General features: G+C 61.9%; 21 protein-coding genes and 1 tRNA gene. 6 read left to right on the top strand and 16 right to left on the bottom strand.

Translation table 11 applies throughout. The features are described 5' to 3' along the window. The first annotated feature begins 425 nt into the window (after positions 1-425). Positions 426-4,070, top strand: a complete 3,645-nt coding sequence (locus tag KUW17_RS03015; RefSeq protein WP_222475813.1) for a vitamin B12-dependent ribonucleotide reductase — start codon at positions 426-428, stop codon at positions 4,068-4,070. A gap of 318 nt (positions 4,071-4,388) precedes the next feature. Here KUW17_RS03015 and KUW17_RS03010 read toward each other — a convergent pair whose 3' ends face one another. Beyond that, positions 4,389-5,252 carry an acyl-CoA thioesterase gene (locus KUW17_RS03010; RefSeq protein ID WP_222475812.1) on the bottom strand — a complete coding sequence of 288 codons (864 nt, stop codon included), beginning with the start codon at positions 5,250-5,252 and terminating at the stop codon, positions 4,389-4,391. Positions 5,253-5,320: 68 nt separating this feature from the next. Next, positions 5,321-6,532, bottom strand: coding sequence for a serine hydrolase domain-containing protein (locus KUW17_RS03005; RefSeq protein WP_222475810.1), 1,212 nt, complete (start codon positions 6,530-6,532; stop codon positions 5,321-5,323). 238 nt (positions 6,533-6,770) lie between these two features. On the opposite strand from KUW17_RS03005, the gene aroQ reads away from it, so the two are divergent. Both aroQ and KUW17_RS02995 read left to right on the top strand, forming a co-directional pair. Further along, positions 6,771-7,220 (top strand): type II 3-dehydroquinate dehydratase, encoded by a 450-nt coding sequence (gene aroQ / locus KUW17_RS03000; RefSeq protein WP_222475808.1) that lies wholly within the window; start codon positions 6,771-6,773, stop codon positions 7,218-7,220. After that, positions 7,217-7,972, top strand: a complete 756-nt coding sequence (locus tag KUW17_RS02995; RefSeq protein ID WP_222475806.1) for a LuxR family transcriptional regulator — start codon at positions 7,217-7,219, stop codon at positions 7,970-7,972. Before aroQ ends, KUW17_RS02995 begins: the two co-directional genes overlap by 4 nt. Before the next feature lie 474 nt (positions 7,973-8,446). On the opposite strand, the gene tsf is transcribed toward KUW17_RS02995, so the two are convergent. From tsf to KUW17_RS02970, 5 genes are all read right to left on the bottom strand, one after another. Next, positions 8,447-9,322 (bottom strand): translation elongation factor Ts, encoded by an 876-nt coding sequence (gene tsf, locus KUW17_RS02990; RefSeq protein WP_222475804.1) that lies wholly within the window; start codon positions 9,320-9,322, stop codon positions 8,447-8,449. 79 nt (positions 9,323-9,401) lie between these two features. Then, positions 9,402-10,175: a 30S ribosomal protein S2 gene (gene rpsB, locus KUW17_RS02985; RefSeq protein ID WP_222475802.1), complete on the bottom strand. Its 774-nt coding sequence runs from the start codon at positions 10,173-10,175 to the stop codon at positions 9,402-9,404. 188 nt (positions 10,176-10,363) lie between these two features. Continuing rightward, entirely contained in the window at positions 10,364-11,194 is an 831-nt protein-coding gene (locus KUW17_RS02980) for a lysophospholipid acyltransferase family protein (protein ID WP_222475800.1), read from the bottom strand. Beyond that, entirely contained in the window at positions 11,191-11,952 is a 762-nt protein-coding gene (locus KUW17_RS02975; RefSeq protein ID WP_222475798.1) for a GNAT family N-acetyltransferase, read from the bottom strand. The genes KUW17_RS02980 and KUW17_RS02975 overlap by 4 nt, the downstream gene beginning before the upstream one ends. Positions 11,953-12,058: 106 nt before the next feature. Then, a complete protein-coding gene (locus tag KUW17_RS02970) occupies positions 12,059-12,241 on the bottom strand; it encodes a DUF3553 domain-containing protein (protein WP_039145992.1) in 183 nt (60 codons plus the stop codon). Between the two features lie 34 nt (positions 12,242-12,275). Between KUW17_RS02970 and KUW17_RS02965 the strand changes: the two genes are divergently transcribed. Further along, positions 12,276-12,872, top strand: coding sequence for a histidine phosphotransferase family protein (locus KUW17_RS02965; RefSeq protein WP_222475797.1), 597 nt, complete (start codon positions 12,276-12,278; stop codon positions 12,870-12,872). A gap of 63 nt (positions 12,873-12,935) precedes the next feature. Here KUW17_RS02965 and KUW17_RS02960 read toward each other — a convergent pair whose 3' ends face one another. The 7 genes from KUW17_RS02960 to KUW17_RS02930 form a co-directional block, all read right to left on the bottom strand. After that, on the bottom strand, positions 12,936-14,201 hold the full coding sequence (locus KUW17_RS02960; protein WP_222475795.1) for a glutamate-5-semialdehyde dehydrogenase: 1,266 nt from the start codon (positions 14,199-14,201) through the stop codon (positions 12,936-12,938). A gap of 75 nt (positions 14,202-14,276) precedes the next feature. Then, a complete protein-coding gene (gene proB / locus KUW17_RS02955) occupies positions 14,277-15,383 on the bottom strand; it encodes a glutamate 5-kinase (RefSeq protein WP_222475793.1) in 1,107 nt (368 codons plus the stop codon). After that, a complete protein-coding gene (gene obgE, locus KUW17_RS02950; protein ID WP_222475792.1) occupies positions 15,371-16,405 on the bottom strand; it encodes a GTPase ObgE in 1,035 nt (344 codons plus the stop codon). The genes proB and obgE overlap by 13 nt, the downstream gene beginning before the upstream one ends. Positions 16,406-16,525: 120 nt before the next feature. After that, positions 16,526-17,062: a GNAT family N-acetyltransferase gene (locus KUW17_RS02945; protein ID WP_222475791.1), complete on the bottom strand. Its 537-nt coding sequence runs from the start codon at positions 17,060-17,062 to the stop codon at positions 16,526-16,528. Positions 17,063-17,344: 282 nt separating this feature from the next. Further along, positions 17,345-17,614 carry a 50S ribosomal protein L27 gene (gene rpmA / locus KUW17_RS02940; RefSeq protein WP_222475790.1) on the bottom strand — a complete coding sequence of 90 codons (270 nt, stop codon included), beginning with the start codon at positions 17,612-17,614 and terminating at the stop codon, positions 17,345-17,347. Positions 17,615-17,625: 11 nt separating this feature from the next. After that, positions 17,626-18,189, bottom strand: coding sequence for a 50S ribosomal protein L21 (rplU, locus tag KUW17_RS02935; protein ID WP_222475789.1), 564 nt, complete (start codon positions 18,187-18,189; stop codon positions 17,626-17,628). Positions 18,190-18,390: 201 nt separating this feature from the next. Beyond that, complete coding sequence (locus KUW17_RS02930; RefSeq protein WP_222475788.1) at positions 18,391-19,242, bottom strand: DUF2059 domain-containing protein; 852 nt, start codon at positions 19,240-19,242, stop codon at positions 18,391-18,393. Positions 19,243-19,361: 119 nt separating this feature from the next. Between KUW17_RS02930 and KUW17_RS02925 the strand changes: the two genes are divergently transcribed. Next, positions 19,362-19,451 (top strand) — tRNA-Ser (locus KUW17_RS02925). A 269-nt stretch (positions 19,452-19,720) separates the two neighbouring features. Continuing rightward, a complete protein-coding gene (locus KUW17_RS02920) occupies positions 19,721-20,152 on the top strand; it encodes a BLUF domain-containing protein (protein WP_222475786.1) in 432 nt (143 codons plus the stop codon). A 127-nt stretch (positions 20,153-20,279) separates the two neighbouring features. Here the strand turns inward: KUW17_RS02920 and KUW17_RS02915 are convergent, their stop codons facing one another. Then, positions 20,280-21,341 carry a methyltetrahydrofolate cobalamin methyltransferase gene (locus KUW17_RS02915; protein WP_222475784.1) on the bottom strand — a complete coding sequence of 354 codons (1,062 nt, stop codon included), beginning with the start codon at positions 21,339-21,341 and terminating at the stop codon, positions 20,280-20,282. A gap of 17 nt (positions 21,342-21,358) precedes the next feature. Continuing rightward, positions 21,359-22,285 carry a methylenetetrahydrofolate reductase gene (locus KUW17_RS02910; RefSeq protein ID WP_222475783.1) on the bottom strand — a complete coding sequence of 309 codons (927 nt, stop codon included), beginning with the start codon at positions 22,283-22,285 and terminating at the stop codon, positions 21,359-21,361. Positions 22,286-22,301: the final 16 nt, after the last annotated feature.

The following is a 22,301-nucleotide window of genomic DNA, read 5'->3' as shown; positions in this document are numbered from 1 at the left end:
GTTCGCCTCTCTGCAAGGCAGCAAGTCACTCGCTGGGCGGCATAAATCCGGTTCACTCAAGTATCCGCCCGAGGCGGAGGCAACGGCGGCGGGCTGTGGATGAATCGTAGCTGCGGCCGGGACCCGGCAATCCGCGGATAGCGTCAACAGCAAAGATCGTTGCCAACAGGTAAATTTAGCGTTGACCCCTTGTGTCAGAATACGCCAAATTGTGTTCACCGGTTGCATCGGCACTAGATCTGGTGGGTTCCAGAGCCGCAGCAACAACGCTGAAAACAGCACACAGTCCTGGAAGAATGGCCGGCGAGGGCCGCAAGTGCGCCAGATGCGGCGGGCACAGGCTGTTTGCGCGTTCTGCGGCCGGGAATGGCTGGTGCGGGGGCACCATGACACTTGACCGATGTGTGCTTGAGAAGGGGCAGAGCATGAAGATCGAACGGAAATTCACCAAACCCGGCCAGGATGCCTATTCCGAACTGGCCTTTGTCTCGGCCACTTCGGAAATCCGCAACCCGGACGGGACCATCGTTTTCCGGCTCGACAACATCGAAATCCCCGCGTCCTGGAGCCAGGTGGCCAGCGACGTCATTGCCCAGAAGTATTTCCGCAAGGCTGGTGTGCCGTCCCGCCTGAAAAAGGTCCGCGAGAAGGGCGTGCCGGAGTTCCTCTGGCGCTCTGTCCCCGAAGAGGGCGCCGAGCTGCGCGGCGAAACCTCCTCCAAGCAGGTGTTCGACCGTCTGGCGGGTGCCTGGGCCTATTGGGGCTGGAAGGGCGGCTATTTCTCCTCTGAGGAGGACGCGCGCGCCTATTACGACGAGATGCGCTATATGCTGGCAACCCAGCGCTCGGCGCCGAACTCGCCCCAGTGGTTCAACACCGGCCTGCACTGGGCCTATGGCATCGACGGCCCGGCGCAGGGCCATCACTATGTCGACTACAAGACCGGCAAGCTGACCAAGTCGGACAGCGCCTATGAGCATCCCCAGCCGCACGCCTGCTTCATCCAGTCGGTCTCTGATGACCTGGTCAAGGACGGCGGCATCATGGACCTGTGGGTGCGCGAGGCGCGGCTGTTCAAATACGGCTCCGGAACCGGCACCAATTTCTCCCATCTGCGCGCCGAGGGCGAGCCGCTGTCCGGCGGCGGCAAATCCTCCGGCCTGATGGGCTTCCTCAAAATCGGCGACCGCGCGGCGGGCGCCATCAAATCAGGCGGCACAACCCGTCGGGCAGCAAAAATGGTGATCGTCGACGCCGATCACCCGGATATCGAAGACTTCATCCAGTGGAAGGTGATCGAGGAGCAGAAGGTCGCGTCCATCGTCGCGGGCTCCAAGATGCACGAGAAGATGCTGAACGGCATCTTCGAGGCGATCCGCAGCTGGGACGGGGCTGAGGCCGATGCCTATGACCCGGCGGTCAACGACGGGCTTAAGAAGGCCATCCGCGAAGCCAAGAAGGTTGCGATCCCGGAAACCTACATCAAGCGGGTTCTGGATTACGCCAAGCAGGGCCATACCTCGATCGAGTTCCCGACCTATGACACCGACTGGGATTCGGAGGCCTACAGCTCTGTCTCCGGGCAGAATTCCAACAACTCGATCCGGGTTACAAACGCCTTCCTGCATGCGGTCGAAAAAGACGCCGACTGGGAACTGTTCAACCGTACAGACGGCAAGGTCGCCAAGGTGATCAGGGCCCGTGATCTGTGGGAGAAGGTCGGCCACGCGGCTTGGGCCTGTGCCGATCCGGGCATCCAGTTCCACGACACCGTGAACGAGTGGCACACCTGCCCGGAAGACGGTGAGATCCGAGGCTCAAACCCTTGTTCGGAATACATGTTCCTGGACGACACCGCCTGCAACCTGGCGTCGCTGAACCTGCTGAGCTTCCTGAAGGACGGGCAGTTCCAGGCGGATGACTTCATGCATTCCTGCCGCCTGTGGACGCTGACGCTGGAAATCTCGGTGATGATGGCGCAGTTCCCGTCCAAGGAAATTGCGCAGCGCTCCTACGACTTCCGCACCCTGGGCCTGGGCTATGCCAATATCGGCGGCCTCCTGATGAACATGGGCTACAGCTACGACTCGGATGAGGGCAGGGCGCTTTGCGGTGCGCTGACTGCGCTGATGACTGGTGTCGCATATGCCACTTCTGCCGAGATCGCATCGGAGCTGGGTGCGTTCCCGGGTTATGCGAAAAACGCGGACCACATGCTGCGTGTGATCCGAAACCACCGCACCGCTGCAAAGGGCAATGCTGACGGCTATGAAGCGCTGTCGGTCAAGCCGGTGCCGCTGGATATCGCCAGCTGCCCTGATGCGCTGCTGACCGATTTGGCTGCCAGCGCCTGGGACGAAGCGCTGGAACTGGGTGAGAAGCACGGCTACCGCAATGCCCAGACCACGGTGATTGCACCGACCGGCACCATTGGCCTGGTGATGGACTGCGACACCACAGGCATCGAGCCTGACTTTGCACTGGTGAAGTTCAAGAAGCTGGCCGGCGGCGGCTACTTCAAGATCATCAACCGCTCGGTGCCGTCGGCGCTGGAGGGGCTGGGCTACAGCTCCTCGCAGATCGAGGAAATCGTATCTTATGCGGTGGGCCATGGCTCCATCGGCAACGCGCCGGGCATCAACCACACCTCGCTGGCAGGCCACGGCTTTGGCCCCAATGAGCTTGCCAAGGTGGATGCAGCACTGGAATCGGCCTTTGACATCCGCTTCGTGTTCAACCAGTGGACCCTGGGCGAGGATTTCTGCACCGGCGTGCTGGGCATCCCGGCAACCAAGCTGAACGACCCGACCTTCGACCTGCTGCGCCACTTGGGTTTCACCAAGAAGGACATCGAGGCCGCCAACGACCACGTCTGCGGCACCATGACCCTGGAAGGCGCGCCGCATCTGAAGGAAGAGCACTACGCGATCTTTGACTGCGCCAACCCCTGCGGTAAGAAAGGCAAGCGTTTCCTGAGCGTTGACAGCCACATCCGCATGATGGCGGCAGCGCAAAGCTTCATCTCCGGTGCGATCTCCAAGACCATCAACATGCCAAATTCGGCGACCATCGAGGATTGCCAGAAGGCCTATGAGCTGAGCTGGAGCCTGGGCATCAAGGCGAACGCCCTGTACCGCGACGGCTCCAAGCTGAGCCAGCCGCTGGCGGCGGCGCTGGTCGAGGATGACGACGATGCGGCGGAGGTGCTGGAAAGCGGTGCTCCGCAGGAGAAGGCTGCGGTGCTGGCCGAGAAAGTCGTCGAGAAAGTGGTCATCAAGGAAGTGCTGAAATCGCACCGCACCAAGATGCCGCAGCGGCGCAAGGGCTATACCCAGAAGGCGGTTGTCGGCGGCCACAAGGTGTATCTGCGTACCGGCGAATATGAAGACGGCAACCTCGGTGAGATCTTCATCGACATGCACAAGGAAGGCGCAGGCTTCCGGGCGATGATGAACAACTTCGCTATCGCGGTGTCGGTCGGCCTGCAGTACGGCGTGCCGCTGGAGGAGTTTGTCGACGCCTTCACCTTCACCAAGTTCGAGCCCGCGGGCATGGTCCAGGGCAACGACTCGATCAAGAACGCGACCTCGATCCTCGACTATGTGTTCCGCGAGTTGGCGGTATCGTATCTCGACCGCACCGATCTGGCGCATGTGAAGCCGGAGGGCGCGACGTTCGACGATCTGGGCCGCGGCGAGGAAGAAGGCGTGTCGAACCTGTCCGAACTGAGCGAAACCGCGGCGACCCGGTCGCTGGAAGTGCTGAAGCAGATCTCCTCGACCGGCTATCTGCGCAAGCGCCTGCCGCAGGAACTGGTGGTGCTGCAGGGCGGCCAGCCGGAAGCCGGCGTTCTGGGCACAGGAACCGATCCGGTGGCGGCACTGCAAACCCTGGTGCCAGAAACCACAGAAGCACCGGCGCAAGCCACCGGCGGCATGGACGCGCGCACCAAGGCAAAAATGCAAGGCTATGAGGGCGAAGCCTGCGGCGAATGCGGCAACTACACGCTGGTGCGCAACGGCACCTGCATGAAATGCAACACCTGCGGGGGAACCTCTGGCTGCAGCTGAGGACCTTCGCTTGCGGCGCCGGTCAGCAACCCCCGACGGCGCCGCAACCAATGACCTGAAGCGGAAGCGGTTCTGCTTTTGACGAAATCAGGAACGGGTGCGCCCGTTCTGAACACCGGGATGGCCCAGGTAAGAAAATACTTTCGGGCAGTCAATGAAGGAGCCTGACCGGTGACAACTGGCTTCCTCTGGATCAGAGGGAGCCATTTTCTTTTTTTAGGGGGGCTCTGTTTTAGGTCGACTCAACACCCTTATAATCAGAATTATGTTAAATAGTGAGGCGGTCAGCGTAGCTGTGACAGCCAATTCCACATAAAATCAGCGTTTTAACGGCCTCAGCAGACCTTCCTGGGCCACGCTGGCGACCAGTTGCCCGTCTTCGGTATAGATAGATCCGCGGTTGAAACCGCGGGCGCTGCCGGTGAATGGCGCATCCATCGAATACAGATGCCAGTTCTGCAACTGCACCGGCGCGTGGAACCACATGGCGTGGTCAAGGCTGGCCGTCATCGCTTCCGGATTGTGAAACGTCAGCCCGTGCGGACGCATCGACGACCCCAGCAGCCCGAAGTCCGACACATAGGCCAGCAGGATGTGCTGCAGCTCAGGCCCTGCGCCTTGCGCCGCTTCCATACGGATCCACATCTGGTTGGCATCGCTGGTCTTTTCCGGTGCCAAGGGATCGCGCGGTTCGACCTCCCGGATTTCAAACGGCCGCGGCCGCAGCAGTTCGGCCTGTTTCTCCGGCGCAAAACGGCTGGCGTTTCGTTTGAGGATCTCGTGGCGCGGCTCCAATCCGCCGGGCACCGGGACATCCGGCATGGCGTGCTGGTGGTCCCAGCCGTCTTCCTGGGCATGGAAAGACGCCGCCAGGTTCAGGATCTGCTTGCCGTTCTGCATCGCAACCACCCGCCGCGTCGTGAAACTGCGGCCGTCGCGGGCTGGATCGACCTCATAGATCACCGGCCGCGACGGATCGCCCGGGCGAATGAAATACGCGTGAAGAGAATGGCATAACCTGCCAGAAACAGTGGCATATGCCGCTGTCAGCGCCTGCGCGATCACCTGGCCGCCGTAGATGCGCGTCGGAGTTTCGCCGCCGGATCCGGAGCCGCGGTAGAGATTGGTATCCAGCGTCTCAAGATCCAGCAGATCAAGCAGAGCTTTGGCGGTATCTGTCATGTGCATCGTCGTCCTTTGACCGGCCATCAGCGGGCCTTGCGTCCCGGCCGGGTGTGCCGCGCCTGAGGTTAAGCTGTCATGGCACCGTGCACCAGTGCCTTGAGTTCGGGCCGCGACGGGTAAGAGCTGGACGGCGCCAGTTGCGTCAGAAAAACCACCGTGAGATCAAGCTGGCGATCTATCCAGAAAAAGGTCGACGCAATGCCGCCCCAGCTGAAATCGCCAACCGACCCGGGACAGCGGGCGCGCGCCGGATTGAGCACCACGGCACCGCCAAGCCCGAAGCCCATGCCCTCCATCGGTTGTTCGGCAAAACTGCTGGGCCCCATTGACGCGATGTCGCCATCAAGGTGATTTTGCATCATGATATCAGCAATTTGCGGACTGATAATGAAGCCGCCGTCATAGCTGCCGCGGCGCCGGAGCATCTCGGCGAACTTCATGTAATCGTCAATTGTGCCGACCAGCCCGCCGCCGCCGGAGTGCATCGCGGCCTGCTCAAACGGAGAGTTGCCGCAGCGATCCGTCAGGCGCAGGCTGTCACTTCCGGTTTCGGCGGAATTCAGCGCCATCGCATCGCCTTCAAGCGGCGTGTAAAGGGAGGCAAAGCGGTTCTCTGCCCCGTCCGGCACCCGGAACCCGGTGTCCGCCATGCCCAAGGGTTCGAAGATTTCCGAAGCCAGAAACGCGCCCAGCGGCCGTCCGGCCACCACCTCGACAACCCGGCCAAGCACATCGGTTGCAACCGAATACTCCCATCGGGTGCCGGGCTGGAACGCCAGCGGCAGCTCTGCCAGCCGTGTGACCATGGCGGACAGCGGTCCGTGGTCCGGTTTGAACAGAAGATCCTCCGCCGCCATAGCCTCCGGCAGGACGCCCGGGTTGAACGGATAGCTCAGCCCGCTGGTATGGGTCAGCAGCTGATGCAGCGTCGGCGGCGGGCAGGCTTCGGTCTGATCAATGGTCGTTGCCCCGGGTACCAGAGCCCGCATGTTTTTGAATTCCGGAAGAAAGTCGCTCAGCGGCGCGTCCAGGTGAAACAACCCGCGCTCCAGCAGCATCAGGATTGCAACCGATGTCACCGGTTTGGTCATCGAATACAGGCGCACCAGCGTGTCGCGGGTGAACGGCAGGTTCTCTTCAATGTTGCGCAGTCCCTCAGCGCCGAAATAGATCTCCTCTCCGCCGCGCCGGATCAGCAGCGCGCTGCCAGCATATTTCCGTTCGGCCACATAGCGTTGCTGCCAGGACCTGATCCTGTTCAACCGCTCTGAAATCATTACTGCCTCCTGCTGTCTGCCGGCCTGAGCGTGTCCGGAAGTTCCGCGATGATGCGGATACAGACCAGCCGCGTCGAGCGAAAACGCACAAATCCGAGCGCTCTGTAGCGCCCGCGAGTTTCTGCAACCCAGAGCAGGTTACGCAGTGTTTTTTTCTGCCGCGTGCGTTTGTGTATTCGCTTTCGAAACAAATTTGTCTTAGTAGTTCAAAGGGAAAGACGGCAAGGAAATAAATCTTATGGCGAGTATTCTGGTATTGAACGGACCCAATTTGAACCTGCTGGGCACGCGCCAGCCGGAAGTATACGGTTCTGTCACTCTAGCCATGGTAGAAGAGGCCTGTGTAGAGCACGCCAAAAAACTGGGTTTGGACGTGGCCTGCCTGCAGTCCAACCATGAGGGCGCCCTGATCGACGCCATCCACGAGGCCAAGGGCCAGCATCAGGGAATCATTCTGAATGCCGGCGCCTATACCCACACATCGATCGCGCTGATGGACGCGCTGATTTCCGTTGAGATTCCTGCCGTTGAAGTGCATCTCTCAAACATTCACGCGCGGGAGCCGTTCCGCCATACGTCCTATATCTCCAAGGTGGCACTGGGGCAGATCTGCGGTTTTGGCGCCCAGGGTTACCTTCTGGCGCTGGATGCACTGGCAGCGCGGCTGAATGAGGCCCCCGCAGCATGAACTTAAAATCTTATCTGAGCTTTGTCTGCAGCGCGCAAAGCCTGGAGGAGCTTTGGGACGGCCACGTCCGGCAAATGGCGGAATACGGGTTCGACAGGCTGATCTACGGCCATACGCGCTACAAGACCGAAACGTCGCTGGGAGACCCGGATGACTTTGTCATCCTGTCAAACCACGACAGCGCCTATCTGGAAGGATTCCTGCACCAGGGGCTGTACTCCCAGGCGCCGATGCTCCGCTGGGCGCTGGATAACGAAGGCGCCGGCAGCTGGCGGATCGTGCAGGAGCTGGCCGCCAGCGGCAAGCTAGGCGCGGCAGCTAGCAAGGTTCATGAGTTCAATCAGGCCCTGGGCCTGACAGCCGGATACACGGTCAGCTTCTCCTCCGTATCACCGCGGTTCAAGGGGGCGATCTCGCTGGCCGCCCGGCCGGGCATGACACAGGATCAGGTGGACGCCGTGTGGCTGGACGCAGGCGATGACATCGTGCTGATGAACAATGTCGCCCACCTGAAGATCCTCACCCTGCCCTACGCTGCGCCGAACCGCAGCCTTACCAAGCGGCAGCGGGAGGTTCTGCAATGGGTCGGCGACGGCAAGACCACCCAAGACATTGCTTTGCTGATGGGTCTGACGCCTGCGACCATCGAAAAGCACCTGCGGCTAGCCCGGGAATCCCTGTCGGTGGAGACCACCGCGCAGGCGGTTCTGAAGGCGGCGCTGCACAACCAGATGTATCCTATGGACGCTTGACCACGCTGATACGCAGCGGCACCGCGGACCTTATCTTTGCGGCGCAGTATTATGTAATTACAACGTTTTTCTGCTGTTGCGCAGCGCTTTCCCTGGTGCGGCCCAGTGATGTTTTTAGCAAGACGCCAATTAGCGTCAAAAAGTATGGTTTTCTGTACTACCGCTAAAGGGTAATTCGTTGCAATTTGCACATGTTCCGTGAGTGGTGGCTTTGGCCAAGGAACTTTGGGTATCGAACCTTGCGATTACAAGGCTCTCCTACCTGATCGGGGGCAGGCGCGTATAGATCCGCGACCTGCCCCGATATTTGAGGGGCCCTGCCCATCCCCATCAGCGGGGCCCCTCGCTCTTCTCCCAAGACACATCCAATCAAGGCATGCTGGTCCTCGTGCGGAACGGGCGGCTGCATGCGCACAAAAAAACCGGCGGGACTGATGTCCCGCCGGCCTATCATTTCCGGATTTCCGGGGCCGATCAGCCCTGGGCAGCCTTGGCCACTTCGGCTGCGAAGTCTTCTTTCTCGACTTCGATGCCTTCGCCCACTTCCACGCGGACAAAGCCGGTGATGGTGGCTCCAGCTTCCTTGGCAGCGGCTTCCACGGTCAGGTCCGGGTTCACCACGAACTGCTGGTTCAGCAGGGTCGACTCAGCCACGAATTTCTTCATGCGGCCTTCGATCATCTTCTCGATCACCTGCTCCGGCTTGCCGGATTCGCGGGCGATGTCCATCTGGACCTGCTTTTCCTTCTCAACAACGGACGCGTCCAGGTCAGCTTCGGACAGCGCGGCCGGGTTCACGGCTGCGATGTGCATTGCAACCTGCTTGCCGATGGCCTCGTCGCCGCCGTTCATGGCAACCAGAACGCCGATCTTGCCCATGCCGGCGATCGCCGCGTTGTGGACGTAGGAGATGACGGTTTCGCCTTCCAGCTTCTCCATGCGGCGCAGCGACATGTTCTCGCCGATGGTGGCGATCTTGTCGGTCAGGGTGTCGGCAACGGATTTGCCGCCCAGGTCGGCAGCGGCCAGCGCTTCGATGTCGCCGGCGCCCAGGGCTGCGGTGGCGATCTTGCCGACCATTTCCTGGAATTCGCCGTTTTTGGCAACAAAGTCGGTTTCGGAGTTCACCTCAACAGCAACGCCTTTGCCGCCTTCGACGACAACGGCCACCAGGCCTTCGGCTGCGGTGCGGCCGGATTTCTTGGCGGCTTTCGCCAGGCCTTTGGTACGCAGCCAGTCAACAGCGGCTTCCATGTCGCCGTTGTTTTCGACCAATGCTTTCTTCGCGTCCATCATGCCTGCGCCGGTGGATTCGCGCAGTTCTTTCACCATTGCTGCAGTGATTGCCATCTTGGGCTCTCCTCAATTCAAAAACGGATTTGGGGCAGGTGATACCCTGCCCCGCATGTCAGTTCCGTGACAGGACGGATCAGGCTTCGGCGGCTGCTTCTTCAGCCACGGCTTCTTCTGCCGGTGCTTCTTCCAGCGCGCCCAGGTCAACGCCTGCTGCGCCCAGCTGAGCCGACATGCCGTCCAGAGCTGCGCGGGCAACCAGGTCGCAGTACAGCGAGATGGCGCGCGATGCGTCGTCGTTGCCCGGGATGATGTAGTCCACGCCATCGGGGGAGCAGTTGGTGTCGACGACGGCCACAACCGGGATGCCCAGTTTCTTGGCTTCGGCGATTGCCAGTGCTTCTTTTTTCACGTCGATGACGAACAGCAGGTCCGGCACGCCGCCCATTTCGCGGATGCCGCCCAGGGAGGCCTGCAGCTTCTCCTGGTCGCGTTCCATGCCCAGACGCTCTTTCTTGGTCAGGCCTTCGGCGCCGCCCGCCATTTTCTCGTCGATTTCCTTCAGGCGGTTGATCGACTGGGAAACGGTTTTCCAGTTGGTCAGGGTGCCGCCCAGCCAGCGGTGGTTCATGTAGTACTGAGCGGACTTCTCGGCGGCTTCGGCGATCGGGCCGGCTGCCTGACGCTTGGTGCCGACGAACAGCACGCGGCCGCCTTTGGCGACGGTGTCACGGACAACCTGCAGAGCCTGGTCCAGCATCGGGACAGTCTGGGTCAGGTCCATGATATGGATGCCGTTGCGCGAGCCGTAGATGAACGGCGACATGCGCGGGTTCCAGCGCTGAGTCTGGTGGCCGAAGTGAACGCCAGCTTCCAGCAGCTGACGCATGGTGAACTCGGGAAGAGCCATGCTATTCTATCCTTTCCGGTTTCTATCCTCGGCGGGGGTTCAGAGCATTTGCTCCAACCGGAGGTCCGTCAGGGATGTCTCCCCTGATCAGGCCAAACCCCGCCTGCGGGTTCGTAGGCGCGCCTATAGATCAGAAATTGCCGACTGGCAAGGGCCGTGCCGCAGAAATCGGCGCCCTGCCCCGCATTTCAGGCCTTCAGGGCCTCTTGATGACCGCTGCGCACCAATGCCTCAGCCCGGGCAGCCAGCGCCTTGCGGTCCGGGAAATCCGCCACCTTCAGCGGCGGGTGATAGATCAGCTCCACCCCGCCTTGGCGCGGGGCGGCCAGAATCTTGAGAAGATGGGGGCCGAAGTCCATCTCCCCCCACCAGCCGTAGAATCGGGCGGGCGCCCCCTTGGGCGCGTGGTACACCACGGAAACCGGCTGAACAAACAGGCCGTTGCGAAGCTGATCGGTGAAAAACGCGGCAAAGAGTGTTGTTTTGAAACGCAGAACCCGCAATCCGTCCGTCGACGTGCCCTCCGGGAAGAACAGCAGCTTATGCCCTGCGTGCAGCCGCTGCTCGAACAACTCTGCCTGCTCCCGGGCTTTCTTTGGGTTTCTCTCGATGAACACGGTGCCGGTGGCCCGCGCCAGCCAGCCGATGCCCGGCCATCCGGCAACCTCGGCCTTGGACACGAAGTAAATCCGCTTTCGCGCGTTCAGGGCGAAAATATCCAGCCAGGAGGAGTGGTTGGCAACGACCGGCCCGCGCTGCCGCATCAGCGTGCCGCGGGTCTGGTAGCGGATCCCCATGATACGGAAGGCATTACGGCAGACGAACTGGGTGATGAACGGTGTGACCGGCCGCTGGTGCCCGAACAGCGGCCGCTCGGCCAGCCGCACGGTCAGCAAAACCAGCAGCCCGCCGAACACCAGCAGCGCTAGCGGCAGGCCGCGCAGCAGCACCAGAACCCAGCCCAGCGGCCTGATCCGGACCGGATCAGGCCTGTCCTCGCTTTGCCAGCTGATACTCATCCGCGTCCCTTTCCACCAGTATAGATCTTGCGCTGACGCTCGTTCATCCGCGCGGTGTCCAGGATCAGGCAGACGTCGGTGGTGTTGAACGCATGGTCAATGTAGGCGCCCTCGCCAACAAACCCGCCAAGCCGCAGGTAGGCCTTGATCAGCGCGGGCGTATCCACCATCGCGCGCTTTCGGTCCAGATCATCAGCGGCAACCAAGTCCATGGACTGAAACGCTTTCGACCTGACGCGCAGCTCCGGCGGCGCCAGGTGGTTGTGATGCAGCATGGCCAGCGGATTGGCCAGTTGCTGCGGATCGGTGCCATGGAAGCTGGCAACGCCGAACAGAATCTCGATCCCGTGGCGCTCGACATACTCCGCCAGGCCGGACCAGAGGTGAAACATCGCCATGCCGCCGCGGTAGTCGGGGTGCAGGCAGGAGCGCCCCAGTTCCAACAGACGTCGGCCAGAATCCTTGAGAATACTCAGGTCGTATTCATCCTCGGAGTAGAACTGCCCAGCCTTTGCCGCCTGGTCATCGCGCAACAGCCGGTACACGCCCACCACCGCGCCCCTGGCTTCATCCGTCACCAGCATGTGGTCAAAGAACGGATCGAACCGGTCCCGCTCCAGCCCGGCCTCGTGATCGACCATCTCGCCGCCGCCGCCCAGTTCGCGTACGAACACGTCATACCGCAGCGCCTGCGCGGCCTGCAGCTCGTCCTCCGTTTCGGCGATCTTTACGGAAAATTCCGGGGCGGCGTCTGGCATTCGGTCACCTAGCGTAGTTCAGGCTTGAGCGCCTTCCGCCAATGAGGCAAAGAACGCGCAGCAAATCGGGAGAATTTGAGGGAATTCGTTAACTCTTCATAAACCGTTATGGATCAAAGACGGGAATAAGGGAGACACGCGCTCCGTCAATCACGAGCTTGCCCTGATCGGGAAAGTTCACCGTGATCTTGCCGCCCGCGTTCGACTGCACCTGGCCGACGCCCCATTCGGGGTGGTCCGGGTGCCGGACAAACATGCCGGGGGCTAAAATAGCGTTAAGGTCATTCATATGCGGGTGGCCCAGTTCGGAGGAAGTATACGTTATGGGTGTAGATAACGCCAATCTGGCCGCATTGGTAGGGTCCCGGATCTGCCACGATCTGATCAGCCCTGTCGGCGCCATCAACAACGGCCTGGAACTTCTGGGTATGGCCGGCAGCATGTCGGGGCCGGAGCTGGAGCTGATTTCCGACAGCGTTGCAAACGCCAATGCCCGCATCCGCTTCTTCCGCATCGCTTTTGGCGCCGCGGGCGACCAGCAGATGGGCCGGGCCGAGGTGGTTTCGGTTCTGGAGGACGTCAGCAAGGGCGGACGGATCCAGTACCAGTGGTCGCCGCTGGAGGGCTGCACCCGAAGCGAGGCACGGCTGGCGCTGCTGTCGGCACTGTGCCTGGAATCAGCCCTGCCATATGGCGGCACGGTCAAGATCTTCTCCGCAGACGGCAAATGGACGGTTGTGGGCGAAGGCCGCAAAGTGACCGTCGATGATGAGTTGTGGGCGCGGGTCAGCGGCGGCACCTCGAACGCGGAAATCACCCCGGCGCTGGTGCAATTTGCGCTGCTGCCAGAGGCCGCCAAGGAAGCCGACCGCACGGTGCGGCTGGAGCTGAACCTGGAGAAGATCACGCTGCAGTTCTGAGCAGCCGGATCCCCTGCATGGAAACGCCGAGCTGCCCGCCCGGCGTTTTGCTTTTTGTGCTGGTCAGGCGCGGATGGTTCCGTTGCCGCGCACCAGGTATTTGAAGCTGGTGAGCTGCGTTGCGCCGACCGGACCCCGGGCATGCATCTTGCCGGTGGCAATGCCGATCTCCGCACCCATCCCGAACTCGCCGCCATCGGCAAACTGGGTCGAAGCGTTGTGCATCAGGATGGCGCTGTCGAGTTCGGCAAAGAACTTCTGAACCGCGTCCTCGTCCTCGGTGATGATGCAATCGGTGTGCTGTGAGTGATGCGTGCGGATGTGCTGGATCGCTTCATCAATGCCTGCTACCTGCTTGGCAGCAATAATGGAATCCAGATACTCCTTACCCCAGTCCCCAGCCGTGGCAGCGGTCATGCCGTCCGGTCCGGGCAGCCCTGCCTCGGCACGGATTTCAACGCCGGCAGAGGCCAGGGCCTCCAGAACCATCTTGCCGAGCGTTGCCGCGATGTCCTGATGGATCAGCAGGCATTCCGCGGCGCCGCAGATGCCGGTGCGGCGGGTCTTGGCGTTCAAGACCACATCCAGCGCCTTCTGCGGATCGGCAGCCTTGTCGAGGTAGATGTGCACGATACCCTCAAGGTGGGCAAAGACCGGCACCCGCGCCTCGCGCTGGACCAGGCCGACCAGCCCCTTGCCGCCGCGGGGAACAATGACATCGACATAGTCCGTCATCGTCAGCAGCTCCTGCACCGCGGCGCGGTCGCGGGTCGGCACCAGCTGCACGGCGTCTTCCGGCAGGCCTGCGGATTTCAACCCCTCTGCCAGGCAGGCATGGATGGCTTGCGACGAATGGAAGCTTTCGGAGCCGCCGCGCAGGATCACCGCGTTGCCCGATTTCAGGCACAGCGCGCCGGCATCGGCGGTCACATTGGGACGGCTTTCATAAATCACGCCGATGACGCCCAGCGGGGTGCGGACGCGCTGGATTTTCAGGCCGGTGGGCTGTTCCCACTCCTCCATCACCTCGCCCACCGGGTCGCGCTGTTCCGCGACCGCGCGCAAACCGTCGACGATGCCCTGAATGCGGGCTTCGTCCAGCATCAGCCGGTCCATCATCGCGTCCGACAGGCCCTTGCCGCGACCGAACTCAAGATCCTTGACGTTTGCGGCGATGATCTCTGCCCGGCGGTTCCAGACCGCTTCTGCGGCGCCGATCAGTGCCGCGTGTTTGCGTTCCGCGCTGGCTGTCGCCAGGATTTGCGCCGCTTGCTTTGCACGTTTGCCAAGCTCCGCCATCACGGCGGGGATATTTTCATTTTCTTTCATATGTCTCGTGCCCTTGCCGGTCCCTGTCTGGCACTGGGTGCCGTCCCGGCTGGAATAAACCATCAGTGGATGCGGTCAAAGCGCCATATCATCGCGGTGGATCAGCGCGGCGCGGCCGGGATAGCCCAGCGTGGCCTCGATCTCCTGCGACTGGCGCCCCTGGATGGCACGGGCCTCATCGGCGGTGTAGCGCGACAGACCCTGCCCCAGTTTGCGCCCGTCTGGGCCGAGGATGGCCAGCGGATCGCCGCGGCCAAAGTCACCCTCCACATGACGAACACCTGCGGGCAGCAGGCTCTTGCCGGACATCAGCGCGCGGGCGGCACCCTCATCGATCGTCAGCACGCCGCGGGTCTTCATCGCCGCAATCCAGTGCTTGCGCGCGGCCTGCGGATCACCCTGCCCTGCAAACCAGGTGCAAGGCGCGCCTTCTTGAAGTGTTTTCAGAGGGTTCAAGGGAGAACCTTCAGTGATCGCCATGGCGCAGCCTGCGGCGGTTGCCATCTTGGCGGCCAGCAGTTTGGTGATCATTCCGCCCTTGGACAGGCCGGAGACGCCATCGCCGGCCATCGCCTCGATCTCCGGGGTGATCGCGTCAATCCGGTCAAAACGCTTGGCGTCCGGGTTCAGCGCCGGGTTGGCGCTGTAAAAGCCGTCAACGTCGGACAGCAGGATCAGGCAGTCGGCCCCGACCGTCACCGCGACCTGCGCCGCCAGACGGTCGTTGTCGCCATAGCGGATCTCATCCGTGGCGATGGTGTCATTCTCGTTGACAATGGGCACGGCCCCCATTGCCAGCAGCGTTTCCAGCGTCGCGCGGGAATTCAGGTAGCGGCGGCGGTTTTCGCTGTCCTCCAGCGTCACCAGCACCTGCGCCGTGGTGATCCGGTGCGGCGCCAGGGCCTCCTCATAGGCGCGGGCCAGACGGATCTGGCCAACCGCGGCGGCCGCCTGGGATTGCTCCAGAGGCAGGTCGGCGCGCGGCAGGCCCAAAACGCCGCGGCCCAGGGCGATGGAGCCGGAGGAAACCAGAACCACATCGGTGCCACGCGACTTCAGCCAGGCAACGTCATTGGCCAGCGAATGCAGCCAGCCTGCGCGTAACTCGCCGCTGTCGCGGTCGACCAGCAGGGCCGAGCCGATCTTGACGACAATCCGTTTTGCCGACGTCAGGGCTGCCAAGGCTTTTCCTCCTCGGCGGGCTTCATCCGCAGGCGGTCGTCGTCGATCTCATTGCGCAGGGCGCGCAGGATCTCGTTCACCCCTTCGCGGCTGACGCCGGACATCAGATACACCGGACCGCCCACGGCCGCTTCCAGGGCGGCGCGTTTCTCGTTCAGCTCTTCGGGATCGATAGCATCAACCTTGTTGAGCGCGGTGATCCGGATCTTGGTGGCGAGAACACCGCCATAAGCCTCCAGCTCTCCGATGATGGTCTCGTAATCCTCGACCACAGTGTCGGAGGTGCCGTCTACCAGGTGCAGCAGCACCGCGCAGCGCTCTACATGGCCCAGGAACCGGTCGCCAATCCCCTTGCCCTCATGCGCGCCTTCGATCAGGCCCGGGATGTCAGCCACCACAAATTCGGTGTTGTCGATGCCGACCACGCCCAGGTTCGGGTGCAGCGTGGTAAAGGGGTAATCCGCAATCTTGGGACGTGCGTTGGAGGTGACCGACAGGAAGGTCGATTTACCCGCGTTCGGCAGTCCTAGGAGGCCCGCATCGGCGATCAGCTTGAGCCGCAGCCAGATGGTACGCTCGACACCCTCCTGCCCCGGATTTGCGCGTCGCGGCGCCTGGTTGGTGGCGGATTTGAAGTGCAGGTTGCCAAAGCCGCCATTGCCACCCTTGGCCAGCAGCACGCGCTGCCCGGGTTCGGTGAGGTCCGCCAGAACGGTTTCCTCATCCTCGTCCAGGATCTCGGTCCCCACAGGCACGCGCAACACGATATCGTCGCCGTCCTTGCCGGTGCGCTGGCGGCCCATGCCGGACTGGCCGTTCTTGGCAAAGAAATGCTGCTGGTAGCGGAAGTCGATCAGGGTGTTCAGCCCCTCGGTGACCTCAGCCCAGACCGAGCCGCCCTTGCCGCCATCGCCCCCGTCCGGGCCGCCGTATTCGATGTACTTTTCACGGCGGAAGCTGACGCAGCCGTTCCCGCCGGCGCCCGAGCGGATGTAGACCTTTGCCAGATCGAGGAATTTCATGACAGCTCCTTAATGCGGCAGGCCCCTGTGCCCGCCCGTGCAGTACAAGTGTCCCGCCAAAGCCCAAGGCCATGGCGGGACTGTTTCGATTGCCTTACCGCAAAGCGCGCGCCGCGCCAATCACAGTTTTCGGCTGTATGTCCAGGTTGGAACGGAGGCGTCACGCGCCACCGAATAGCTTTCGGCATCGCCGAGATAATCAAAACCGCAATGGATCAGCACCCGGGCCGAGGCCGGGTTGTCTTGAAAGACGGAGGCAAACATCGCGTCATTCTTCTGCGGGTTGGCATCAACCAGCGCCTTCAGCGCCGCAGAGGCAAGCCCGGTGTTCCAGAACGGCGGCGCCGTCCAATAGGACACTTCGGACTGGTTGCGGTCCATCCGCTTGAGGCCGATGACGCCTTTCAGCTCGGAATCTCCCTCGACGGTGCCGTCGATCACCCAGACGTCCTCATCCCGCTCTTCCGCCATGGTGCGGGCCACAAAGGCCTCAGCCGCGCCGGGCGGCAGCGGGTGCGGAACCGACCGGGTCATGCGGGCAACGCGCGCATCGCTGACATAGTGTTCAATCAGGCCGGCGTCGGACTTTCGCAGTGGCCGCAGGACAAAACGCTCAGTTTCAATCACCTGCTGGCACACGATCTGCTCCAAATTCATGGATGTGCTCCTCCTCTGCCTAAATTTATGTGGCGGCAAACGCCTTTGTTGTTGTTGCGACGAATTCCAGATGTGCATGCCAAGCCGTCACGGCAAGTCACGCGGCCTTCAAATATTGCAAAACTTCCCGTTCGCCCGGCGTGAACACCAGGCTGGGACACTGCACTGTGCTTGGTTCCGGCCACCAATGGAAAACTCATCACAAGCTCAAGTTACAAAACAGAAAGGGGGACCGGCCTTATAGCCGATCCCCCTAAAGATTTCTTCACCCTTCGGGTCGGCTTACTCAGCGGCCTCCGCCACTGGGAGAACCGATACAAAGGTGCGGCCTTTCAGGCCCTTGCGGAAGCTTACAGCACCGTCAGCAGTTGCAAAGAGAGTGTGGTCTTTGCCAATGCCCACGCCTTCGCCCGGCCAGAACTTGGTGCCGCGCTGACGCACGATGATGTTGCCTGCGATGGCTGCCTGGCCACCGTAGAGTTTCACGCCAAGGCGGCGACCGGCAGAGTCGCGGCCGTTACGGGAGGAACCGCCAGCTTTTTTATGTGCCATTCTCTCTCTCCTTAGCCTTTGGCCAGCTCTTTGGCCTGCTCAACCCACTCGGGCTTCACTTTGATTGCTTCGATACCAGCAATGTCGTCTGCGGACAAGGCTGCGATCTGGGCAAAGCTGGTGAGGCCTGCTTCTGCCAGTTTCTTGGCAGCTGCGGGGCCGACGCCGGTCAGCTGGGTCAGGTCGTCCGAACCTGCAGCAGCTTCAGCAGCCGGAGCGGCCTTGGCTTTGGCAGCAGCTTTCGGAGCGGCTTTGGTTGCGCCCGATGCCAGGATCTCGGTGATCCGGACCAGGGTCAGTTTCTGACGGTGGCCTTTGGTGCGCTTGGAGGAGTGCTTCCGGCGGCGCTTGACGAAGTGGATCAGCTTCTCGCCTTTGATCTGCTCGATCACTTCTGCCTTGACGGCTGCGCCGTCAACCAGCGGAGCACCGACAACCGGAGCGTCGCCGCCCAGCATCAGAACTTCGTCGAATTGGATGGTGTCGCCGGCATCTGCAGCAAGTTTCTCAACGCGGAGCACGTCGCCCGCCTGAACCTTGTACTGCTTGCCGCCAGTCTTGAGGACCGCAAACATGTGCGTCTTTCCTTTTCTAACCGCGTCCTACGGCCCCCTTGCGGGCGTTTCGGCAGATGCCGCCTCGAACAGCGCGCCCTTGGTTGGGCGTATGACAAATAAACCCCGGCGCACGGATTCCGGGCCGGGATGCGGGCTTATGGTTCGGAACAGGCAGTGTGTCAACCGTTTTCCACAGGCTTTTCAGACAACCCGCGGAACTCAGATATCCTCGCCCGGTGTCAGCTCCGCCATCCGGTGGGCCAACTCCTCAAACCGGTTTGCGGTGATTTCGTACTGCACTGCGTTTAGCAGCTCGTAAACCCGCTGCATCGGCGCCTCCTCCAGCGCCTCGACATAGGCCTGAACTTCGGCATCGGTAAATTCCTGATAGGTATAGGCAGCTGCGGCAAGGCTTGACGCCTGCAGGCTGAGCCGCAACTCGCCCTCCTGATCCTTCATCAGCGCGCGCAGCTCATCCGCGTCCAGTTCCAGTTCGATCACGCCCGCCGCGGCTGCCGCCATGAGAAACCGGAACTGGATCTGCTGCAGCGCCTTCACGCCTGTGCCGGCAGCATCAATCGCCGATCCCATCCGCTGGTACATCGCGACCCGCTTGCTGCCGGCCTTGACTAGGTCGGAAATGATGCGGTTTCCCGCCAGCTGCTTGACCTCGTCATCCTCCACCAGGTGCGAGGAGTTTTCCGCCCGCACCAGCCGCTTCCCGAGATCGCTGGCATAAAAGGCGGCGGCGTGATCCAGCGCCTCGTCATCCAGGGTGCTTTCCAGGATATCCAGGGCCAGGCCGCGCATCTGCGTGGTATCAAAGACTTCCTCAGACATTTCGGTCCACTGGCTGCCGAAGGCGCCCGCATCGACTCCCAGCATATCCGGGGCGCTGGAAGCCGACAGCGCGATGCTGTCGAGCGCCACATCAAACCCCGTGACCTCCAGAAACGCCTCGACCCGTTCGCGGTCTGCGGCCGCGGCCGGGTGGGCCATTGCCCAGCAGGCCAGGCACAGAGCGGCAAGGATGCGCAGCGGAAAAGCGGGAATTGAGAGGATCATCTGCATATTGCAAATTTAGGCAAAAAGCCTTGGCTGGCAACGGAAATCCGGCTTTTTTTGCCGAAGCTGCAATTCGCCCCTTGCGCCGGTCCGGAATCAACATTAAACCGCGCCTCACCCCCCGCGGAGAGGTGCCGGAGTGGTCGAACGGGGCGGTCTCGAAAACCGTTGTGGGTGCAAGCCCACCCAGGGTTCGAATCCCTGTCTCTCCGCCACTTTCCCTTACAGATCGCTTCTGATTTTGTGATATCGCCCTTGGAGTCACGGACGCCTTCACCCCTAGCCTGTTTTCATCAGACGGTTTTGTCATGGCTGGCAGCCGACGAAGCTATCTTTTAGTTGCAGGAATTGGCTTTACTCAACCTTAAGTCCAAGCTGTTTCAATTTGCTGGCCGGACCCGACCCTTACCGGCGCTTCGCCTGACCGGTCTTAGGGCATTGGGCTGCAGCGGACAGGATTTCGCAGACGGAGGCAAAGTGACAGATGGAAATACTGCACCGGATTGTTTACCTCAGCTCGGCCGCCCGGGCGCTGTCAGACTCCGACATCGAAACGATCCTCGCCACGGCCCGGCAGCGCAATGCGCAGGACGGGATCACCGGGCTTATGCTGTTCCATGACGGATCCTTCCTGCAGGTTCTGGAAGGCCCGCGCGCAGCAGTGGAAGCCTGCTACGCCAGGATTGTCAGCAACCAGCGGCACCACCAGATCGCCAGGATGAGCAGCAAGGACGTCGACAGCCGGATTTTTAGCGAATGGGAGATGGCGTCGCTGCCGTTCAGTCAAGTATCCCGCGAAGCCCAGGACAGCTTTCACAATATCCGGGACTTGCAGGCCAGCGAAACGATGAAACGGGCAGAGAATGATCCTGTGACCAAGGCCTTCCTAAAGACGTTTCTGCTTTCGCTGAGATAGGCGGCGGCATCGGGCCGCCGAACGGCCAAAACAATGCCATGTAAAACGAGGACAGCAACCGGTTTATCCGGAAACGAAAAAGGCCAGGCACACCGCCTGGCCTTTCCACTGTTGCGCTGACGGCAAATCAGGCGCGGCGGCGACGTCCGCCGGCGCGGCCGCCACGGCCGCGGCCTTCTTCGCCTTCCGCTGCCGGAGGCTTGTTGAACTTGATCCAGTCGCCGCCGTGCGGGTCGTTGTTGGTCAGCAGGTTGGCGGCACGGATGGCCTCCATTTCCTTGCCCGCGCGCGGTTTGGTCGAGCCCAGGCCGAACATGGTCACAAACGCCTCGTCGTCCATGCCTTCCGGCAGGATGATGCCGGCCGCTTCCACCAGGGCCTTCTTCTCGGCGATTGCCTTCTGGGTCACCGGCAGCGCCACCGGGTTCATGATCGCAGAGGTCATGCCCGCGCCCATTGCCATCGGCAGGAAGGCGTTGTTGATGCCGTGGCGGTTCGGCAGGCCGAAGGAGATGTTGGACGCGCCGCAGGTGGTGTTCACGCCAAGCTCTTCGCGCAGGCGGCGCACCAGGGCAAACACCTGCTGGCCGGCGGTCGCCATGGCGCCGATCGGCATCACCAGCGGGTCGACCACGATATCATGCGCAGGGATGCCGAAATCGGCCGCGCGCTCGACGATCTTCTTGGCCACCGCGAAACGGACATCGGGGTCTTCCGAGATGCCGGTATCGTCGTTGGAGATCGCCACAACCGGCACGTTGTACTTCTTGACCAGCGGCAGAACGTGCTCCAGGCGCTCTTCCTCGCCGGTGACGGAGTTCAGCAGCGGGCGGCCTTCGGCAGCCTGCAGGCCGGCTTCCAGCGCGCCCGGAACCGAGGAGTCGATGCACAGCGGCACATCGGTGAGGCCCTGCACCAGCTCGACGATCTTGGTCATCAGCGGCGGCTCGGTCTCGTTCGGGTTCGGGTTGGAGTTGTAGACCACGCCCGCGTTGATATCGAGGATGTTGGCACCCGCCATCACCTGGGCCAGCGCGTCCTTCTCGACGGTGGAGAAATCGCCGGCTTCCAGTTCCGCTGCGAGTTTCTTGCGGCCGGTCGGGTTGATCCGCTCGCCGATCACGCAGAACGGCTGATCAAAGCCCAGGATCGCGGTTTTGGTTTTTGATTCTACGACTGTACGGGTCATTTTTGATCCTTAGGCTCTTAGGAGTTGACCGGCTTTGCCGAGGCGCCGCCGTTGTTGATGGCCCAGGTGGCATTGGTCTTGATGCCGCCCAGCGGGAAGAAATGCACGTTGGTGATGTTGAAGTCCGGGTTTTCCGCCTTGTAGGCGGCCAGCTCGGCAACCACATCGGTCGGCTCGTAGGGCAGCAGCAGCTTGGACACGTCCATTGCACGCTTCTGCAGGACCTTCAGCGACGGGCCGACACCGCAGGCGATGGCGAACTTGATCAGGGTCTGCAGCTTGGCCGGGCCGGCGATGCCGATGTGGATCGGCAGGTCCACGCCCGCGGCCTTCAGCCCGTTTGCCCATTCGATGATCGGCTTGGCCTCAAAGGCGAACTGGGTGGCCAGCGCCATTTTGGCGTCGGTGCGCTCGGAGAACTTCTGCTTCCACTGCACTGCCTCGGAGACGTTCTTGGTGGAGCCGTCCGGGTCGATGTCCTTGTTGCCTTCCGGGTGGCCGGCAACGTGCAAGTTGGTGAAACCCGCCTTGTCGAACAGGCCGGTTTCCAAGAGCTGCATGGAGCTGTGGAATTCGCCATGCGGCTTGGCAACGCCGCCTGCCAGCATCAGCGCCTGCTTGACGTCGGCTTCGCCTTGGTAGCGGGCAATCCAGTCGGCCAGGGTGGCCTCGTCCTTGATGATGCGCGCCGGGAAGTGCGGCATCACAGGGAAGCCTTCCGCGTTCAGGCGCTTGGCAGTGGCAACCATGTCCTCGATCGGGGTGCCTTCGATGTGCGCGATGTAAACGCGGGTGCCGGCCGGCAGCAGGTCGCGGAAATCGTCGACCTTCTCGGCGGTGCGCGGCATCACCTCGATCGAATAGCCCTGCAGGAAGGCCTCGACCTGCGGGTTGACGGGCTGGGCAGCGCCAGAGTCACGTTTTTTAAAATTCAGCAAAGCCATCACGGCCTCCCATAAG

Origin of the sequence: Leisingera aquaemixtae (genome assembly GCF_019801145.1) — a bacterium.
Taxonomy (GTDB): Bacteria; Pseudomonadota; Alphaproteobacteria; order Rhodobacterales; family Rhodobacteraceae; genus Leisingera; species Leisingera aquaemixtae_A.
The sequence above is the reverse complement of the archived record's forward strand: the minus strand, read 5'-3'. Positions and strand labels throughout refer to the sequence as shown.

Excerpts from the sequence above, each read along its gene's own strand:
- rpmA (WP_222475790.1), bottom strand. The coding sequence starts at position 17,614 with ATGGCACATAAAAAAGCTGGCGGTTCCTCCCGTAACGGCCGCGACTCT.
- KUW17_RS02910 (WP_222475783.1), bottom strand. The coding sequence starts at position 22,285 with ATGGCTTTGCTGAATTTTAAAAAACGTGACTCTGGCGCTGCCCAGCCC.
- rpsB (WP_222475802.1), bottom strand. The coding sequence starts at position 10,175 with ATGGCTCTTCCCGAGTTCACCATGCGTCAGCTGCTGGAAGCTGGCGTT.
- KUW17_RS03010 (WP_222475812.1), bottom strand. The coding sequence starts at position 5,252 with ATGACAGATACCGCCAAAGCTCTGCTTGATCTGCTGGATCTTGAGACG.
- KUW17_RS02930 (WP_222475788.1), bottom strand. The coding sequence starts at position 19,242 with ATGCAGATGATCCTCTCAATTCCCGCTTTTCCGCTGCGCATCCTTGCC.
- KUW17_RS02995 (WP_222475806.1), top strand. The coding sequence starts at position 7,217 with ATGAACTTAAAATCTTATCTGAGCTTTGTCTGCAGCGCGCAAAGCCTG.
- obgE (WP_222475792.1), bottom strand. The coding sequence starts at position 16,405 with ATGAAATTCCTCGATCTGGCAAAGGTCTACATCCGCTCGGGCGCCGGC.
- KUW17_RS02975 (WP_222475798.1), bottom strand. The coding sequence starts at position 11,952 with ATGCCAGACGCCGCCCCGGAATTTTCCGTAAAGATCGCCGAAACGGAG.
- KUW17_RS02945 (WP_222475791.1), bottom strand. The coding sequence starts at position 17,062 with ATGAATTTGGAGCAGATCGTGTGCCAGCAGGTGATTGAAACTGAGCGT.
- KUW17_RS02980 (WP_222475800.1), bottom strand. The coding sequence starts at position 11,194 with ATGAGTATCAGCTGGCAAAGCGAGGACAGGCCTGATCCGGTCCGGATC.
- aroQ (WP_222475808.1), top strand. The coding sequence starts at position 6,771 with ATGGCGAGTATTCTGGTATTGAACGGACCCAATTTGAACCTGCTGGGC.
- KUW17_RS02915 (WP_222475784.1), bottom strand. The coding sequence starts at position 21,341 with ATGACCCGTACAGTCGTAGAATCAAAAACCAAAACCGCGATCCTGGGC.
- KUW17_RS02960 (WP_222475795.1), bottom strand. The coding sequence starts at position 14,201 with ATGAAAGAAAATGAAAATATCCCCGCCGTGATGGCGGAGCTTGGCAAA.
- tsf (WP_222475804.1), bottom strand. The coding sequence starts at position 9,322 with ATGGCAATCACTGCAGCAATGGTGAAAGAACTGCGCGAATCCACCGGC.
- KUW17_RS02965 (WP_222475797.1), top strand. The coding sequence starts at position 12,276 with ATGGGTGTAGATAACGCCAATCTGGCCGCATTGGTAGGGTCCCGGATC.
- KUW17_RS03015 (WP_222475813.1), top strand. The coding sequence starts at position 426 with ATGAAGATCGAACGGAAATTCACCAAACCCGGCCAGGATGCCTATTCC.
- KUW17_RS02970 (WP_039145992.1), bottom strand. The coding sequence starts at position 12,241 with ATGAATGACCTTAACGCTATTTTAGCCCCCGGCATGTTTGTCCGGCAC.
- KUW17_RS02920 (WP_222475786.1), top strand. The coding sequence starts at position 19,721 with ATGGAAATACTGCACCGGATTGTTTACCTCAGCTCGGCCGCCCGGGCG.
- rplU (WP_222475789.1), bottom strand. The coding sequence starts at position 18,189 with ATGTTTGCGGTCCTCAAGACTGGCGGCAAGCAGTACAAGGTTCAGGCG.
- KUW17_RS03005 (WP_222475810.1), bottom strand. The coding sequence starts at position 6,532 with ATGATTTCAGAGCGGTTGAACAGGATCAGGTCCTGGCAGCAACGCTAT.